Source organism: Halomonas sp. NyZ770 (assembly GCF_020616575.1).
GTDB classification, from domain to species: domain Bacteria; phylum Pseudomonadota; class Gammaproteobacteria; order Pseudomonadales; family Halomonadaceae; genus Vreelandella; species Vreelandella hamiltonii.
Window position 1 is genome coordinate 421,870 of record NZ_CP085143.1, and the last position, 15,669, is coordinate 437,538.

At 61.1% G+C, this 15,669-nt stretch carries 13 protein-coding genes and 1 tRNA gene; 8 read left to right on the plus strand and 6 right to left on the minus strand.

Annotation, left to right across the window (positions count from 1 at the left end; genetic code table 11):
- Nucleotides 1–119: 119 nt before the first annotated feature.
- Nucleotides 120–341 (plus strand): helix-turn-helix domain-containing protein, encoded by a 222-nt coding sequence (locus LG409_RS02065; protein WP_035563517.1) that lies wholly within the window; start codon nucleotides 120–122, stop codon nucleotides 339–341.
- A 165-nt stretch (nucleotides 342–506) separates the two neighbouring features.
- On the opposite strand, the gene LG409_RS02070 is transcribed toward LG409_RS02065, so the two are convergent.
- A tRNA-Met gene (locus LG409_RS02070) sits at nucleotides 507–583 on the minus strand.
- A gap of 276 nt (nucleotides 584–859) precedes the next feature.
- Between LG409_RS02070 and phbB the strand changes: the two genes are divergently transcribed.
- Nucleotides 860–1,606 (plus strand): acetoacetyl-CoA reductase, encoded by a 747-nt coding sequence (gene phbB / locus LG409_RS02075; protein ID WP_039183428.1) that lies wholly within the window; start codon nucleotides 860–862, stop codon nucleotides 1,604–1,606.
- A 99-nt stretch (nucleotides 1,607–1,705) separates the two neighbouring features.
- Here the strand turns inward: phbB and LG409_RS02080 are convergent, their stop codons facing one another.
- Nucleotides 1,706–4,519 carry a DUF349 domain-containing protein gene (locus LG409_RS02080; protein WP_227407508.1) on the minus strand — a complete coding sequence of 938 codons (2,814 nt, stop codon included), beginning with the start codon at nucleotides 4,517–4,519 and terminating at the stop codon, nucleotides 1,706–1,708.
- A gap of 181 nt (nucleotides 4,520–4,700) precedes the next feature.
- Here LG409_RS02080 and minC point away from each other — a divergent pair, with 181 nt between their 5' ends.
- The 4 genes from minC (at nucleotide 4,701) to sbcB (ending at nucleotide 8,287) form a co-directional block, all read left to right on the plus strand.
- Nucleotides 4,701–5,447, plus strand: coding sequence for a septum site-determining protein MinC (gene minC / locus LG409_RS02085; protein ID WP_227407509.1), 747 nt, complete (start codon nucleotides 4,701–4,703; stop codon nucleotides 5,445–5,447).
- Between the two features lie 158 nt (nucleotides 5,448–5,605).
- On the plus strand, nucleotides 5,606–6,424 hold the full coding sequence (gene minD, locus LG409_RS02090; protein WP_227407510.1) for a septum site-determining protein MinD: 819 nt from the start codon (nucleotides 5,606–5,608) through the stop codon (nucleotides 6,422–6,424).
- Nucleotides 6,421–6,672 carry a cell division topological specificity factor MinE gene (gene minE / locus LG409_RS02095; RefSeq protein WP_016915987.1) on the plus strand — a complete coding sequence of 84 codons (252 nt, stop codon included), beginning with the start codon at nucleotides 6,421–6,423 and terminating at the stop codon, nucleotides 6,670–6,672. The genes minD and minE overlap by 4 nt, the downstream gene beginning before the upstream one ends.
- 121 nt (nucleotides 6,673–6,793) lie before the next feature.
- Nucleotides 6,794–8,287: an exodeoxyribonuclease I gene (gene sbcB / locus LG409_RS02100; protein ID WP_227407511.1), complete on the plus strand. Its 1,494-nt coding sequence runs from the start codon at nucleotides 6,794–6,796 to the stop codon at nucleotides 8,285–8,287.
- A gap of 13 nt (nucleotides 8,288–8,300) precedes the next feature.
- Here the strand turns inward: sbcB and LG409_RS02105 are convergent, their stop codons facing one another.
- Together LG409_RS02105 and LG409_RS02110 are read right to left on the minus strand one after the other, a co-directional pair.
- Nucleotides 8,301–11,144, minus strand: a complete 2,844-nt coding sequence (locus tag LG409_RS02105; protein ID WP_227407512.1) for an insulinase family protein — start codon at nucleotides 11,142–11,144, stop codon at nucleotides 8,301–8,303.
- Nucleotides 11,144–11,830, minus strand: coding sequence for an SOS response-associated peptidase (locus tag LG409_RS02110; protein WP_227407513.1), 687 nt, complete (start codon nucleotides 11,828–11,830; stop codon nucleotides 11,144–11,146). The genes LG409_RS02105 and LG409_RS02110 overlap by 1 nt, the downstream gene beginning before the upstream one ends.
- 199 nt (nucleotides 11,831–12,029) lie before the next feature.
- Here LG409_RS02110 and LG409_RS02115 point away from each other — a divergent pair, with 199 nt between their 5' ends.
- Both LG409_RS02115 and LG409_RS02120 read left to right on the plus strand, forming a co-directional pair.
- Nucleotides 12,030–12,644, plus strand: a complete 615-nt coding sequence (locus tag LG409_RS02115; protein ID WP_081138819.1) for a TetR/AcrR family transcriptional regulator — start codon at nucleotides 12,030–12,032, stop codon at nucleotides 12,642–12,644.
- Nucleotides 12,645–12,697: 53 nt separating this feature from the next.
- Nucleotides 12,698–13,303, plus strand: a complete 606-nt coding sequence (locus LG409_RS02120; RefSeq protein ID WP_446719097.1) for a 1-acyl-sn-glycerol-3-phosphate acyltransferase — start codon at nucleotides 12,698–12,700, stop codon at nucleotides 13,301–13,303.
- 5 nt (nucleotides 13,304–13,308) lie between these two features.
- On the opposite strand, the gene LG409_RS02125 is transcribed toward LG409_RS02120, so the two are convergent.
- The gene (locus tag LG409_RS02125; RefSeq protein WP_016915993.1) at nucleotides 13,309–14,583 is read right to left on the minus strand and encodes an HlyC/CorC family transporter; all 1,275 of its coding nucleotides are present in this window, start codon (nucleotides 14,581–14,583) and stop codon (nucleotides 13,309–13,311) included.
- A gap of 69 nt (nucleotides 14,584–14,652) precedes the next feature.
- Nucleotides 14,653–15,450: a cytochrome C assembly family protein gene (locus tag LG409_RS02130; protein WP_227407515.1), complete on the minus strand. Its 798-nt coding sequence runs from the start codon at nucleotides 15,448–15,450 to the stop codon at nucleotides 14,653–14,655.
- Nucleotides 15,451–15,669 lie beyond the last annotated feature (219 nt).

Below are 15,669 nucleotides of genomic sequence, written 5' to 3' on the forward strand. Positions count from 1 at the left end.
GACTAAAAGGCATTCCAAATATCAGAATGTCACCCTGAATGACATTTTAGGCAGCAAAATGCCATTTGCAAGCATTTTTTGCCATTCAGGATGACAAAAAGCATTCACAGGAGGTTTTGATGGTTCGTTGTCATCTCGCGCGCTTGATGGGTGAGCACAAAATGAAGATCGTGGATGTTGCGCGTGAAACAGGGCTTAACCGCAATACTGTTACGCTTCTTTATAAAGAAACTGCTCAGCGAATCGAGCTTGATGCACTGGATAAGCTATGCAAGCTTTTCAGTTGTGAAGTGGGGGATTTGTTAGAAATTCAAGAAAATCATGAGAAAAATGAGAGGTGATTAATACTGCCAGTCGTTGACTGAAGGTCGTAAGAATAAATTACTGACGCAAGCAACGGAGCGAATGTGTCACATATACGTCACAGATGTGTCACAGGAAGTTTGCAGACGAACAGAAACAAAAAAAGGCAGACCAGTAAGTAACTGATCTGCCTTTCAAAATATTGGTAGCGGGGACCGGATTTGAACCGATGACCTTCGGGTTATGAGCCCGACGAGCTACCAGACTGCTCCACCCCGCATCAACGTGTGGCGTATTCTACGTATTTTTGACGTTAAGTCAACCCCTAATATAAAACGCTTCCTTGCTGGTAGTCATCTTCATCGTGCTGCAACATTGAGAGAGTAAAGCTATGCTTTCAATCAGCATAACAAAAAGCTTACTGTCGGTGTGTCGCCCAATAGAACAAGCGGCGTGCTGTGAGTGAAAGAGGCGCGAATGCGTTTATTCAGAGTGGCTTGCGACGCCATAACAGCGATTAAGGTCCAAGCCATTTGTCTTATCAGGGAGGTAGTCAATGGCCAATCAAGCCCCCGTCGCCTGGGTAACTGGTGGAACTGGTGGAATCGGAACGGCAATCTGCCGCGCGTTGGCAGATGCGGGTTATTTGGTAGTGGCGGGGTATCACAACCCTGACAAGGCCAAGACGTGGCTGGAAGCGCAGCAGGCCGATGGCTATGACAATATTGCATTGTCCGGTGTGGATTTGTCCGACCACAATGCCTGTGTCGAAGGTGCCCGCGAGATCCACGAAAAGCATGGGCCCATCAGTGTGCTGGTCAATTGTGCCGGTATCACTCGCGATGGCACCATGAAAAAGATGTCCTACGAACAGTGGTATCAAGTCATTGATACCAACCTCAATACGGTATTCAACACGTGTCGCAGCGTGATCGAGATGATGCTGGAGAATGGCTACGGCCGGATCATCAACATCTCTTCCATCAACGGACGTAAAGGCCAGTTTGGCCAGGTGAACTATGCGGCGGCCAAGGCCGGTATGCATGGTTTGACCATGTCGCTGGCGCAGGAAACGGCCACCAAGGGGATTACGGTCAATACCGTGTCGCCGGGCTATATCGCCACCGATATGATCATGAAGATCCCCGAGTCGGTGCGCGAGGCGATCCGCGAAACCATTCCGGTGAAGCGCTACGGCACACCGGAAGAGATTGGTCGCCTGGTGACGTTCCTGGCGGACAAGGAGTCAGGGTTCATTACCGGCGCCAATATCGACATCAACGGCGGTCAGTTCATGGGTTAAGCCCTGCTGCCAAGCGCGGCGCTCCACAAGAGCGACGTGGAAAACGGGAGGCCATGCGCCTCCCGTTTGCATGCGTGCCGAACGACGTGTGCGGTTAGTTCAAGGCTGGGGCGGTCTGGCCAGCCGCTGAAGCATGCGGTCGATTTCAGACGCTTCTTTTTGCCACAACGGGCTGGGTAACGGCCCCAGGGCGAGCAGTTCGGCCAAGACGTCATTCAGCTCATCGACGGGGCTGCGCGTTTGATGGATACCGCTGTTGAGCCGCTCGACCTGAATGGCCAGGCGCAGCGGCTCGTCACGTTGATTGACGGTTCCTAGCGCCAGCAACGAAAGATGCACCCTCAGGCGGGCCAGTGGCTCTTCCAGAGCGTTATCCTGCGCGGGCGTGCCGGCGGCAAGCAGTGCTTGTCGCGCCTGATTGCGCTGTTGATGAGCGTGTGCAAAGGGCTCGGGTAGCGGCCTGTCATGCATGTCGGGCAACTCGACGTCAGCAGCAGGCCCGCCTTGCAACGCTTGCTGATCGGCCTGCAGGTGCGCATGGACGAGTGGCATCAGCGCTTGCCATTGATGCACGGCCTCGGTCATGGCCAGCCGGTTCAGACGCTCGCGTTTGGCGCGCACGATGCCGCCCAAACGGCGCTGCATGCCCTCGCTGCGCCGATGCCTGGGCAGGGGTTCCCACTGCTCGATACGAGAGAGATACTCTTCGAGGGTGCGGGTATCGCTGGCACGGGTGGGCTGCCAGCTTTCCATTTCATCGATGATCTCCTGCAACTGGTCCAGGGACTGCTGTTGTCGCGTGGCTTGGGCCTGCTTGCGTGCTTCCCGCTGTGCAAACAGCTGGTCGCAGGCGCTGCGGAAGGCTTTCCAGAGGGTCTGTTCTTCACCTTTTGGCGCACGTCCCAGGGTTCGCCACTGCTGTTGCAGCTGTTTGGTGCGCGCAATGCGCGCTTCCAGCGGCTGGGCGTCATCGCTTTGCAGAGCATTGACCTGTTCGATCAGATCGCGCTTTTGGTTGGCAATCTGCTCCGCACGCTGATCGATCAAGGCCTGGAGGCGATGGCGAATGGCGCCAAATCGTCGGCCAATCGCTTCGCCATGCTCGCGTGGCACGGGGGAGTAGTGGCGCCACTGAAGACGTGCCTTGTCACGAATTTCTCGTAGCGCGTCCGGGTCGGCATCCTCGGCCGGCTGGGCCAACAGGGTTTCGAGCTGTTCGCAGAGCGCTTCACGGCCACGCAGATTGGCGTCGCGCTCGGCGTCGAGCTGAGCGCGCCAAGGGGCCAGGCGCTCGTGAATCCGGTCGGAGGCGTGGCGAAAGCGTGCGGATTGCTCGCGATTGGCGGCGGCATCTCCCAGTGCTTTCCATTCCTTGACCAGTTGGCGGTGATGGCGATCCAGTGCCGCTTCGGCCATGTGCTGGTCATCGGCCAGGGCCTCGATGCTGGCGCACAGCTGTTCACGTTTGGGACCTGCCACGAAACCACGCCAGTCACGTAGTTCGGCCAACCGGGCGCCTAGCTGCTTGAGCCGCCGCTTGAGGGGCTGGGCCTCGTCGCCGGACAGCGCTTCTATCAGCGGTTTGAGACGCTGGTGCTGGCGGCTGGCGCTTTTGAACGAGCCGCGCTCCAGCAGATGCTCGAAGCTGTCCAGGTCGGCGGCCAGGGCCTCGAGCGAAGGCCCCGAGGGTGGTGTGGTGCTGGTTTGGGGCGTATGTGCCAGCTGTGTTTGCGCCTGTGCCAGCAGGGCGGGAGGCGTCAAGGTGGCTGGCCAATCGCACTGGGTCATCAGTGCGCTGAGCGCCGCCGTGTCGTGCTGGACCACCGCTTGCTCCAGCGCGCTGCGTACCGCCAGCCAGCGCTGCCAGGCCTCCAGGCAGTGTTCGTACTGCTGCAGCACATGGAAATAGCGCTGCTGGGCAGTCTCGTGAGGGGCGTGTTGATCGGAGAGTGCTTGCCAACGCTGGTCCAGCAGCTGTCGCTGGGCGCGCAGGCTATCGATATCCTGAGCCGTCAGGTCGGTGCCGTGGGTCAGGCCTTCCAGCGTTTCTTCGAGCCCGCTCAAAAGCTGATCGCGAGTGTTCTCGACTTCGGCCCGGCGAGCCAGGCTTTGCTGGCGTGCCTGCTCCTGTGCTTCATGGTCTTGCAGCGTTTTGCGGCAACCCAGTACGGCCTGCTGGAAGCGTTGCTCCTGTTCGGCAGTGGCCGGGTGATCCAACTGACGCCATTCCCGCTCGAGGTGGCGAAAGCGACCGCCATAGAGTGGTTCCCAGGGGGCGTGGGCATGCTTTTCCATTTGTGCCAGAAGGTGCTCGCGTTGAGCCTGCTGCCCGGCCAGCCACTCGGCATCGTCACGTCGCTGGGTGAGCCTTTCCCTGGCCAGCCGGACCACTTGCCGGTCACGCCGGGCTTCTTTCAGGAGGCGCTTGAGGTTGTTTTCGTCGGTGATACGCTCGGCCGCCTGCTGACGCACGGCCGCCACGCTGTTATGGCAGGCGTGCTCCACCAGCATCTGCTCATCGGTCATCCGTTCCAGGGCGGCCAGGCGCAAGCTCAGGTTGTCACCTTGGCCAGCCAACGCGTTCAACACTCGTGGGTCGCTCAGCTCGGCCACCAGGGTTTGGCGCGTGGTGAGGTCGGTGCGGCCCTCGGCCCCGGCAAGTCGCTGGCAAAGCGCGTTGAACCACGCCTCATTAGCGGCTTGCCCGGAGTAGCCTGCCATCAAGCCTTTCAGGTCATCCAGCGCCAGCAAAGCGGCCAGTGCGACGTCGGCGTTGTCGTCCCGGGCGAGCGTGACAAGCGCGGTGCGCTGCTCAGGATGCTGCGGGTCCAGCGTGTGAAGTGCCTTGAGACGCACCTCGGGATCGGGGTGTTGCCACCGAGGAGCGAACAGGCGTCGTAACAGTCCGTGCATGGATCATCCTGCCAAGAGGTGCGTAACATGAAAAAAATCAGCCATCGATGAGTAGGCGGTTGCAGTCATCGTCGCTGTCGCTTAGCTTTGCCCTATGGTTGTGAGTTTTCCAGTCAATCACAACCCAAGGCGCGAGATTGCGCTACCCTTATTTTACCTGAACAAGACATGGAGTTCGGCCATGAGCCTCAACGCCAACAGTGCCGACATAGCCTTCACCTTCAAAGGCGGCATGCTGCCGATGACCGTCATGGAGTTGACCAGTGCTGACCCGGAGCGCATCCGGCGGCAGTTGGCTGGCAAGTTGTCGCAATCCCCCGCGTTCTTTCAGCATACACCGGTTGTGTTGAGCGTGGAAAAACTCGATGAGCCGCACCTGGCGCTGGAGCGTATCTGTGCCGTATGTCGCGATCACAAGCTGTTGCCCGTGGCCGTACGCGGAGGCGCCGAGCCAATACGCCAGTCTGCCTGGGCGCTGGGGTTGGGCTGGTTTGCCCCAGTAGAAGAGGGGCGCGCAAGGGCGTTGGAAAGTGTCGCGCCGCTGGCTGAACCGACCCCAGCGGCCGATGAGGAAGCGCTCCCTCCCGCCCAGCCGTCGGGGGTGACGCGTCTCTACCGTGGCACCGTGCGTTCTGGGCAGCAGGTAAGCTCTGCCGCAGGCGACCTGATCGTGATTGGTGCGGTGAATGCGGGCGCCGAAGTGCTGGCGGCAGGCAGTATTCATATTTACGGCGCTTTGCGAGGGCGCGCTCTGGCGGGCATCCATGGCAATACCGATGCCGGCATCTACTGCCGGGAACTGGAAGCCGAGCTGCTGTCCGTGGCGGGCAACTACAAGCGCCTGGAAGATATCGACTCTCAGCTGCTGGGGCGGTCAGCTGAGGTGCATTTCATTGCGGAACAGCTGGATATCAAACCATTGGACTGAGCCGAGTGGCTGAACCGCCGGGCAGAGGCTGATGTTTTCTGCCTAGCGACGCCGCCCTCGCGATCCGTTACAGTACCGCTTTTGACGACATTGATGTTCCCGTTAGGCGAATAGCGCTACGGCGCTCGCCATAAACGACTTCAAGAAGGAAGTGACTCTTGGCCAAGATTATTGTGGTGACCTCTGGTAAAGGGGGGGTCGGTAAAACTACCAGCGCCGCGGCAATTTCGACGGGGCTGGCGCTACGCGGCAAGAAAACCGTCGTGATCGATTTCGATGTGGGGCTGCGTAACCTGGATTTGATCATGGGGTGCGAGCGCCGGGTGGTCTACGATCTGGTCAACGTGATCCAGGGAGAGGCTGGTCTGAACCAGGCGCTGATTCGTGACAAGCGGGTAGAAAACCTGTTTATCCTCCCCGCCTCGCAAACCCGCGACAAGGATGCGCTGACCCAGGAAGGTGTGGAAAAGATCCTTGAGCAGTTGAAAGAGGATTTTGACTTCATCCTGTGTGACTCCCCGGCAGGTATCGAGCGCGGTGCCCAGTTGGCCATGTACTTTGCCGACGAGGCCATCGTGGTGACCAACCCCGAGGTGTCGTCGGTACGCGATTCGGATCGTATTCTGGGCCTGCTGGGTTCGAAAACCCAGCGCGCCGAGCAGGGCGGGGAGCCGGTCAAGGAGCACCTGCTGATCACCCGTTACAACCCGTCACGGGTAACCTCGGGCGACATGCTCACACTGGAAGACATTCGTGAGATTCTGGCCATCAACCTGTTGGGGTTGATTCCGGAATCCGAAGCGGTGCTGCGCGCTTCCAACCAGGGGGTGCCGGTGACCCACGATGCGGCCAGTGATGCTGGGCAAGCCTACACCGACACTGTGTCTCGGCTGCTGGGTGAAGAGGTGCCGCTGCGTTTTCATGAGCTTCAGCGTAAGGGATTGCTGAGCCGGATGTTTGGGGGTAGTCGTCGATGAAACTGCTGGAATTCTTGAAGCGTGAGCGCAAGAAATCCGCCTCGGTGGCCAAGGAACGATTGCAAATCATCGTGGCGCATCAGCGTAGCCAGCGTGGTCAGCCAGACTACATGCCGCTGCTTGAGCGCGAACTGCTGGAAGTCATCCGCCGCTATGTGCACGTGGATGACGATGCCATTCAAATCTCGCTGGACAGTGAAGACAACTGTTCGGTACTGGAGCTGAACGTGACGTTGCCCAAGAGCTAGAGGCTGGGCGATGTAGCGGCGATAGGCGTCGTGGGTGTGCTAGTCTTGAGCTTTTGTTCCCACCCGACCCACATGGGCGTTGCCTGTGGGTAGGGGGTTTCGCTCAAGGGAGTATGCACTCATGGCTCCATCCCATGCCGCCCCGGCCAGTTTTCTATGGCACGACTACGAGACCTTCGGTGCTGACCCACGCCGTGATCGGCCTGCCCAGTTTGCGGCACTGCGCACCGACGCCGAACTCAACGAAATCGGCGACCCCATCGAGCTCTACTGCAAGCCCGCCGATGACTACCTGCCGCATCCGGCAGCCTGTCTGATTACCGGCATCACGCCTCAGAAAGCCCGTCGCAAAGGGCTGCCGGAAGCCCAGTTTGCCCAGCAGGTACAGCGCGCCATGAGCGAGCCGGGCACTTGTGTCGCGGGTTACAACAGCCTGCGCTTTGACGATGAAGTCTCCCGCCACCTTTTTTACCGCAACCTGCTCGACCCCTATGCCCGTGAGTGGCAGAACGGCAATTCTCGCTGGGACCTGATCGACGTCGTGCGGGCTTTTTACGCGCTGCGCCCGGAGGGTATCGAGTGGCCGCTTCGTGACGATGGCGCACCCAGCTTCAAACTGGAGCATCTGACGGCGGCCAACGGCATTGCCCATGAAGGTGCCCACGATGCGGTGGCCGATGTGCGTGCCACCATTGCCCTGGCAAGGCTGCTCAAGACGCGCAACCCCAGGCTGTTCGACTACTTGCTGGGCCTGCGTGGCAAACGGGCGGTGGCCCAGCAGCTGGATTTGCCGAATGCCAAGCCGCTGCTGCATATTTCGCGCCGCTACCCGGCCAGTCGTGGCTGTAGCGCCCTGGTCATGCCCTTGGCCGAGCATCCCACCAACCCCAACGGGGTGATCGTCTATGACCTGAGCGTGGCTCCAGATGATCTACTGTCATTGAGTGCCGAGCAGATTCGTGAGCGGGTGTTCGTCAGCCAGCAGGATCTTTCTGAAGGCGAGGCGCGTATTCCCCTCAAGGTGATTCACATCAACCGCTGCCCGGTGGTCTTTCCAGCCACGGTGCTCAAGGATATCGAGGGTGAGCACAAGGGAGAGTACGGGGCGATTGCTGCCCGGCTGGGTGTGGATATCGAGGCCTGCCGAGGCCACTGGAAAACCCTGCGCGCTGCCGCCGGGGTGGCCCAGAAGGTCAGAGAGGTGTTTGATGCCAAGCATGACGCATCGCCCCAGGATCCTGACCTGATGCTGTACGCCGGCAGCTTTTTCTCGGCGGCAGACCGCCAGCAGATGGAAAGCGTGCTAGCCATGGAACCATGGGATCTGGTGGGCCAGCGCTTTGCCTTTCAGGATCCGCGTCTGGAAGAGATGCTGTTCCGTTTCCGCGCCCGTAGCTATCCGGAAACGCTGGAAGGCGATGAGCGTGAGCAGTGGGAAGCTTTTCGCTGGATGCGCATGAACGATCCGGCGTTATCCGGGTTTACCTTGAAAGCGTTTGCCCGAGAAATCGAACGGTACAATCAGCAGTCGCTGAGTGACCATGAGCGGCAGATACTGGAAGAGCTGGTGATGTACGTGGAGGCCATGATGCCCGCCCAGGCGTTCGACGCCTGAGCGGGGTGGCAGGCTAGCGCTCCTTGAAGGAGGCGCGTGCGTTGCGGTAGGCAGTGATGTCGCTGGGCGCGTCACCTGGGTCGAAGCGGATGTCCAGACGATGGCCGAGCAGCTCGGGCCACAGTGTCTGCAGCGCTTCCGGGGTAACGTCCAGAGCCAGCTCGGCCAGCCGCTCGCGGCGGTCAAACCGAATCTCTTCCAGCGCCGTGGCCTGCCAGTAGCGGTTGGCCATGCCCTGCAGGCTGGTGTCCCGCTGGCGCAGCCGGTCGTGCACGGCCTGACGGTGCGCGGCCAGCTCCTCATCGCTCAGCGCTTCGAGGCGCGCTTGCGCCTGGTGCAAGAAGTCATCCATGCGCTCGGCGATCGTGGCGCTATCCACATCGGGCGACTGAACGATCAGCGCAACCCCCGGTGCTTCCAGTAGCGGCGAGTAGCCTGCATTGACGATATAGCCCAGCTGCTCTTCGGTACGCAGCTGCTGGTAGAACGGCGTATCCAGCCACTGCGCCAGGACGCTGAGTCGTGCCTGCTCTTCGAGGCTCTGATCGCGCCCTTGCAGGTAGCGGAGTACCAGCGACTCTTCACGGGTGCTGTGAGGCTGTAGCGTGGTGGCGTCATTGGCCACCCGCAGCGGCTGCAGGGTGGGAATGTCGTCACGGCTCAGACGTGGCGTCAGGGCGCCGCGGATCAGACTGGCCTGCTCCCGTGCCTGGTCGGCGGTCAGGTTACCCACGGCCATGGCGTCGATGTACAGATTGCCCAGGAAGCGGCGTCGGAAGTTGTCCAGGTGCTGTTTCTCCAGGCGCTGGCTTGCTTCCAGCAGCTCGGCACTGGACCACTGCGGGGTCAGCAGGGCTTCGCCCAGCGCGCGGCTGGCCTGTCCGGTGAGCGATGCCTGCGGTGCATTACGCCACTCGCGTTGCAGCTGGTAGCGCACGCGCTCGAAGGCACTTGCCGAAATGTCGGCCTGCTGGAGCTGCACAATGGCCTGCTCGATCAGCGGCGTTTGCCCATCCCGCCAGCCCGAGAACGACAGCGTGATGCCGCGTGCATGGGGGTAGGCGCTGAAGGCTTGCCCTGCCAGCCAGGCGGGGTAGAGCGATTCATTGAGGCTGTCGTTCAGCCAGCTGGCCAGCAGACGTGTCAGCACCGCTTCTTCGGCTGAGTAGCTGGCGCTGGGGTGCTGCAGGCTGACCCGCCATTCGACGCTGGGCGTGTTGAATCGGCTGTCCTGCATGTGCCAGGCGGCAAAGGTCTCCGTGTCGATGAGCGAGGAGGGGCGCTCGTCCTGGCCGGGCTGCAGCGTCAGGTCTTCGGCAATGAAGGGGTTGGGTTCTGCCAGCGCCAGGCCCTCCAGGGCCCGGCCCGGCTGGGCGGGCGTCTGCTCGCGCCACTGGGTGTTGAACCAGGGCGAGACCTGTTCGCTTTCGATATCCGGGGCGGAGTAGAAACGCAGCATGTTCTGAGGCGTCAGCGCATCCAGGTACTCCTGCTGGCGCTCGCTATCCATGCCATCCATACGATACGGCGCGTACTGCACGTCTTCCACAGGGTAGCGCGAAAGGCTCATGGCCAGGCGCGTGGCTTCCTGTTGGGGCGCGCCGTGCTGCTGGAAGCGGAAGGCTTGCTCGCTCAACCGCTGCTGTTCCTCATAGCGCCATTCGGCCAGGCCCTCTTCGCGAACCTGTTCGATGGCGGCAAAGAGGGTAGCCTCGATATCGTCCAGCCGCTCGGCCCCGGCGGGTGTCAGGCTGATGGAGACGGTGAACAGGGCGTCGTTGCCGTCACCGCGGCCCACGCCGGCTGACAGCCCATCGGCCAATCCTGCCTGGCGGAGCACGGCCAGTAAGCTGCCGTCGCTCTCGTCACCCAGCAGATGAGACATGAGCTGGGTAGGCTTGGTGCGGTATTCGTCCGTGGGGTCTGGGATGGGAAAATAAAAGCGCAGCTGGCGGCGATCCTGCAGTGACTGACGCTCGATATAGCGGGGGAGCGTGTCCGAATCCACCAGCGGTGCATCGATTACCGGCACGCTGAGACCGCGATCCGGGATCTCGGCAAAGCGCTCGACCACCAGGCTTTCCAGCTCGTCCAGCGGCTGGGGAGCGACCACGGCCAGGTTCATCACATTGGCATCGTAGTAGCGATGATAGAAGTCGATCACCCTTTCGCGTAGCGTGGCCTCGCCCTCTGGCGGATTGGCCAGGGTGTCACGGCTGCCCACGGCAAAGCCGGTGGTGGCGTTCGCTGGGTTGAGCAACTGGTTCAGGACGTCGTTCTCGCGCCGCGACTCATCACGGATGCGCGCCATGTACTCGGAGTGGACGATATTGCGTTCGCTCTCCAGCTGGTCGGCATTGAACAGCGGTGAGAGGAAAAATTCGCTGAAACGATCCAGGGCGCCGGGCAGTGCCGAGGGCGCGACATCGAAGAAGTAGTTGGTGTCCTGCTGGGCAGTGAAGGCGTTGTGGGAGCCCGCATTTTCGGAAATGAAACGCTGGTAGGCATCCGACTGGGGGTAGGGCTCGGTGCCCAGAAACAGCATGTGCTCCAGGAAGTGCGCCAGCCCCTGCAGGTCTTCCGGGTCTTGTGCACTGCCGACCCGCACGTTCATGGAGGCCGCCGCCTTGTCGGCATTGGGATCGCTGACCAGCAGCGCCTGCAGGCCATTTTCCAGCGTCAGTACCCGGTAGTCACGCTCGTCGAAGGGGCTGACGGTGGGGGTTACCACGTCGGCAATGGGGCTCTCTTCGGCCCAGGCACCGGGCAGAGCCCCCCAAAGTAGCCCTGTAGACAGGCCAAGGGCGATGTGCCGCGCAGCAAGGCGCGGCGGGTAAGCAGGGATGAGTCGCAGCATTACAGCTCCTGTGGCACGGTCCAGCGCAGCATGGGCCCAACGGGATGCGCGCAGGAGGGTGACTGAAAGGCAGGGTTGTTCACATGCCTTGATACCGGAAAAGCGCCCAACAGTTCCAGAGGGGCCGGCATCAATAGCGGTGTCAGTTGGTCGGGGTCGGTGTTCGGGTCCAGCCATGTCGTGACGTCTTCGGGGGCGATCACCACCGGCAGGCGGTCGGTCAGCGGTGACAGGCAGGCATTGGCCGGCACGCTGATCAAGGCCGTCGAGTCGGTAAAGGTCGTCAAGGTGGTGTGATAGCGGCACCAGAGGGCGCCCAGCAGAAGGGGCGCGCGCTGCACGTGGGTCACCAGATAAGGCTGCTTGTTGCGCGCCTGAGGCTTCCAGACATAAAAGCCGCTCACCGGGATCACGCAGCGCCGGGCGTTGAACGCCTCCTGAAACATGGCGCGTTTGCTCAAGGTTTCGGCCCTGGCGCAGTGGGGGGCGTGGTCGAGCACTTTCAGCCATGGGGGAGTGAGACCCCAGAACAGCGGTGACAGCGTCATGCGGCCCTGCGCCATGCGAATGGCAGAGACAGGCTGGCGCGGGGCCATGTTCGGCGACTCGATCAGCGGCGCCGCCGAGGCCAGCGCTGGCAATAGACGAGCGAGCGGTAAGCGCTGTACGTGTAGGCGTCCCGTCATGCGGTCTCCTCGAGTGCAACGCGGTCGCTTGACTGCCACGGGGCAAGGTCAAAACGGGGTAAGCGGTGTGAATACGTTAAATGTCGTGTTTTAGTGTCGAAAACAGTGTTCGATGTAAGGTATCCTATCGTAGTCCTTGCTCTCGCTAAAGCGCGATGAGGCAATCTTTCCTGTTTGCCGTTGACCCTAAGAGATCGCCATGGCCCGTCCCAGACAGCATGCGCCCGACGCCCTCCATACGCAGGTCATGCACGCTTGTGATGAGTGGTTGGCTCAGCAGCCAGTTCATGGCCTATCACTGCGTGCCCTGGCCCGAGAAGTGGGCTGTGCGCCCAGTACCCTGCTCAAGTTATATGGCAGCTTCAATAACCTGTTGCAGCATGTCAACGTTGAGACCCTGGCCCGGTTGCAGCAGACCATTACCGGCTTGGCGGCCGATGACCCTGAACCTTGGTTGCGTGCTCTGGCGCATGCCTATTGGCGCTTTGCCGAGCAGGATTGTTACCGCTGGCAGCTGTTGTTCGACTATCCGCTGGCCCAGGAGGGTGAGCTGGATCAGCGCCAAAGCGCTCTCATCGAGGCGCTGTTTACTCAGGTGGAAACCTCACTGAAAGAGTACCAGCCTGCGCTGGACGACCTCGAAGCGCGCCGTCTGGGGCGTACGCTGTGGGGGAGTGTGCATGGCCTGGTGCAACTGGGATTGAACGAGCGATTGGGCTACTGGCAGGGGCAGCAGTTGAAGGTCGATGAGCTGTTGGAGCAGTTGATGAGCACGGTATTGGCCGGATTGCGGCACCGGGAGGCGGTGACGTGACAGCAGGGGTGAAGGCGCTGCGCCGCCTGCTACGTCGATTGATCTATCTCGCCATGCGTGGCTGCTATCGGCTGACGGTGCATGGGCAAGGGCATGTGCCGAAACAAGGCGCTGCGCTGGTGGTGTGCAACCATGTCAGTTTCATGGACGCTCTGGTACTGGGAGGCGCCAGCCCCCGACCGCTGCGGTTCGTGATGGACCAGCCCATCTTCGAGTCCCGCTGGCTCAAGTGGTGGTTTCAACTGGTAGGTGCCATTCCCATCGAGTCGGAGCGCCATAGCCCCGGCGCGCTGCGGCGCACGCTGGACGAAGTCAGCAAGGCGCTGCGCGATGGCGACGTGGTCATGGTGTTTCCGGAAGGGCGCTTGACCCCCGATGGCGAGATTCACACCTTTCGGCGTGGGCTGGAGACCATTCTGGCCCGTGACAACGTGCCGGTGATCCCTGCCGGGCTGGCCGGGCTATGGGGTTCCTGGACGTCACATCACGGCGGCAAAGCCTTGAAGAAGTGGCCGTCGCGGTTCAGAGCGCCGGTCAGCCTGCACTTTGGCCCGCCCATTACCGTACAAGAGGTGGAGGGCGTTGCCCTGCGGCGCTACCTGGAGACCCGGGTAAGGGCGCTCAAGGCCGCGGCCGATAGCGACATCGCGCACCGTTAGCCGCGTCAACGACGCGGCAGGCGGTGCTTCTGCCAACAGCGGGCGGAAGTGATCAGGTTGTCGCGAATCTCGAGAATTTCCATCCGCGTATTGCCTATCTGCAGGCAGGCCGGACCGTCCGGGAAAGATTCCAGATGTTCGAGAATCAGCCCGTTGAGGGTTTTCGGGCCGTCAGTGGGCAGTTGCCAGCCCAGCATCTTGTTGATCTCGCGGATATTGGCCGTGCCTTCTATAACGTGGCTGCCATCGTCCTGCTGATGAATCTCTTCGTCTTCGGACACGTCGGTGGTGAACTCGCCGACGATCTCTTCCAGAATGTCTTCCAGAGTGACCAGTCCTTCCACATCGCCATACTCGTCGACGACAATGCCGATGCGCCGTTTCTGTTTCTGGAAATTCAGCAGTTGGGTATGCAGCGGTGTCGACTCGGGAATGAAATAGGGCTCGCGTGCTTCCTGAACGATGGCGGCCTTGGTGACTGCGTCGCGGGATAAAAAGCGCGCTGCGTTACGAAGATGCAGCATGCCGATGATGTTGTTGATATCACCTTTGTAGACTGGCAAGCGAGTATGCTGGCTGGTGCGGATCTGGGTCAGGATCTCTTCCAGGGAGTCATCCAGATCGATGCCCAGCACTTCATGCCGCGGCACCATGATGTCGTTCACCGTGACGTTTTCGAGATCCAGAATCGACAGCAGCATGGCCCGGTGGCGGTAAGGAATCAGGGTGCCTGCTTCATGCACCACGGTACGCAGCTCGTCGCGGGTCAGGCTGTCACCGCCGTTGTCGACGCTTTTCACGCCAACGAGCCTCAGCAGTCCATTGGAGACCATATTGACCAGCCATACCAGCGGGTAGAGCAGCTTGAGCAGCGGCTCCAGTGCTACCGACGTGGGGTAGGCGATGCGCTCGGGCTTGATGGCTGCGTAGGTCTTGGGCGTGACCTCGGCAAAGACCAGGATGGTGATGGTCAGTAACGCCGTCGCGACGGCTGGCCCTGTGACATCGCCAAAAAAGTGAATGGCGATGATGGTCGCGATGGATGCGGCCAGGTTGTTGACGAAGTTGTTGCCAATCAGGATGACGCCAATCAGGCGGTCGGGACGTGTCAGCAGGCGCATGACCCGTTTGGCGCGGCGGTCGCCGCTGTTTGCCTGGTGGCTGAGTCGATAGCGGTTGATCGACATCATGCCCGTTTCGGAGCTGGAGAAGAAGGCAGACAGTAAAATCAGCAAGGCTAGCAGGCCGAACAGTAACCCCAGGGGGAAGTCGTCGCTCAAGTCGAATGTTCCTTTATGGCGTGTCAGGCTCGATTTGTAGAGTCATGCGGGTAGCGTGTCAAGGAGCGCTTAGCGATTCAGCAGGATTTCCAGCACGAACTTGCTGCCAAAATACGCCAGCAGCAGCAGGGCGCATCCCCCGAGGGTCCAGCGCACCGCGCGCATACCACGCCAGCCGAAACGGTAGCGGCCCACCAGCAGCGTCGTGAAGATGATCCAGGCCCCCAGCGACAGCACGGTCTTGTGGGCCAGGTGCTGGGCAAACAGGTTGTCCAGGAAGATCAGGCCGCTGGCGATGGATACCGTGAGCAGCAGAATGCCCGCCCACACCAGCTCGAACAGCACCCGCTCCATGGTGGTCAGCGGTGGCAGTGACTGCACGATGCCGCGTATGTGGTGATGGCGCAGGGCCTGGTTTTGTAGCCCCACCAATACCGCCTGCACGGCGGCGATGGCCAGCACGGCGAAGGCCAGGGCCGAGCTGACCGCGTGCAGCAGGATGCCGGGGGTCAAGCCGCTGTGGCTACCCTGGCTGGGCAGCCAGGTGGCGACGATCAGCGCGATGCCCGCCAGCGGAAACAGCACGATACCGGCGTTCAAGACGGGCTTGAACAGGCTGGCCACCAGCACCACGTTGACCGCCACGGCCATCAATAGCGTGGCGCTGGTGGTGAAGCCCAGCAGCAGGCCGGGGGCGGCGCCCACCAGCTTGACCACCACGGTAATATGCAGCAGCAGGCCAAGGGCGCCCAACAGGCGCACCATGCCCTGGCGTGGCGGCACGCGGCGAAACAGCGTCATGCCCTGCCAGATGGCAGCAGCAACGTAGAGTACAAAGGCAATCGTGGCGAAAGGTAGCGCCTGCATGATGCTATCCGTGCGCCTGGCAGCGCGTCATGGGGTAAACGTGGCGACCGGCCAAACGTTTCTGCAAAACGCCGCAGGGCCCGGTCACTGCCGCTCCTTCCAGAGCGGTACTGCTACTATAACGAATCATGGCAGCGTCGCACAGTCATGGCTAGCCAACGCTTGCGGCCATGGAGACTCGCGGCGTGAGCGCGTATAATCAATGCCACATTCGTCCGG

Coding starts and splice junctions, on each gene's coding strand:
- LG409_RS02065 (WP_035563517.1), top strand. CDS start 120: ATGGTTCGTTGTCATCTCGCGCGCTTGATGGGTGAGCACAAAATGAAG.
- phbB (WP_039183428.1), top strand. CDS start 860: ATGGCCAATCAAGCCCCCGTCGCCTGGGTAACTGGTGGAACTGGTGGA.
- LG409_RS02080 (WP_227407508.1), bottom strand. CDS start 4,519: ATGCACGGACTGTTACGACGCCTGTTCGCTCCTCGGTGGCAACACCCC.
- minC (WP_227407509.1), top strand. CDS start 4,701: ATGAGCCTCAACGCCAACAGTGCCGACATAGCCTTCACCTTCAAAGGC.
- minE (WP_016915987.1), top strand. CDS start 6,421: ATGAAACTGCTGGAATTCTTGAAGCGTGAGCGCAAGAAATCCGCCTCG.
- sbcB (WP_227407511.1), top strand. CDS start 6,794: ATGGCTCCATCCCATGCCGCCCCGGCCAGTTTTCTATGGCACGACTAC.
- LG409_RS02105 (WP_227407512.1), bottom strand. CDS start 11,144: ATGCTGCGACTCATCCCTGCTTACCCGCCGCGCCTTGCTGCGCGGCAC.
- LG409_RS02110 (WP_227407513.1), bottom strand. CDS start 11,830: ATGACGGGACGCCTACACGTACAGCGCTTACCGCTCGCTCGTCTATTG.
- LG409_RS02115 (WP_081138819.1), top strand. CDS start 12,030: ATGGCCCGTCCCAGACAGCATGCGCCCGACGCCCTCCATACGCAGGTC.
- LG409_RS02120 (WP_446719097.1), top strand. CDS start 12,698: ATGCGTGGCTGCTATCGGCTGACGGTGCATGGGCAAGGGCATGTGCCG.
- LG409_RS02130 (WP_227407515.1), bottom strand. CDS start 15,450: ATGCAGGCGCTACCTTTCGCCACGATTGCCTTTGTACTCTACGTTGCT.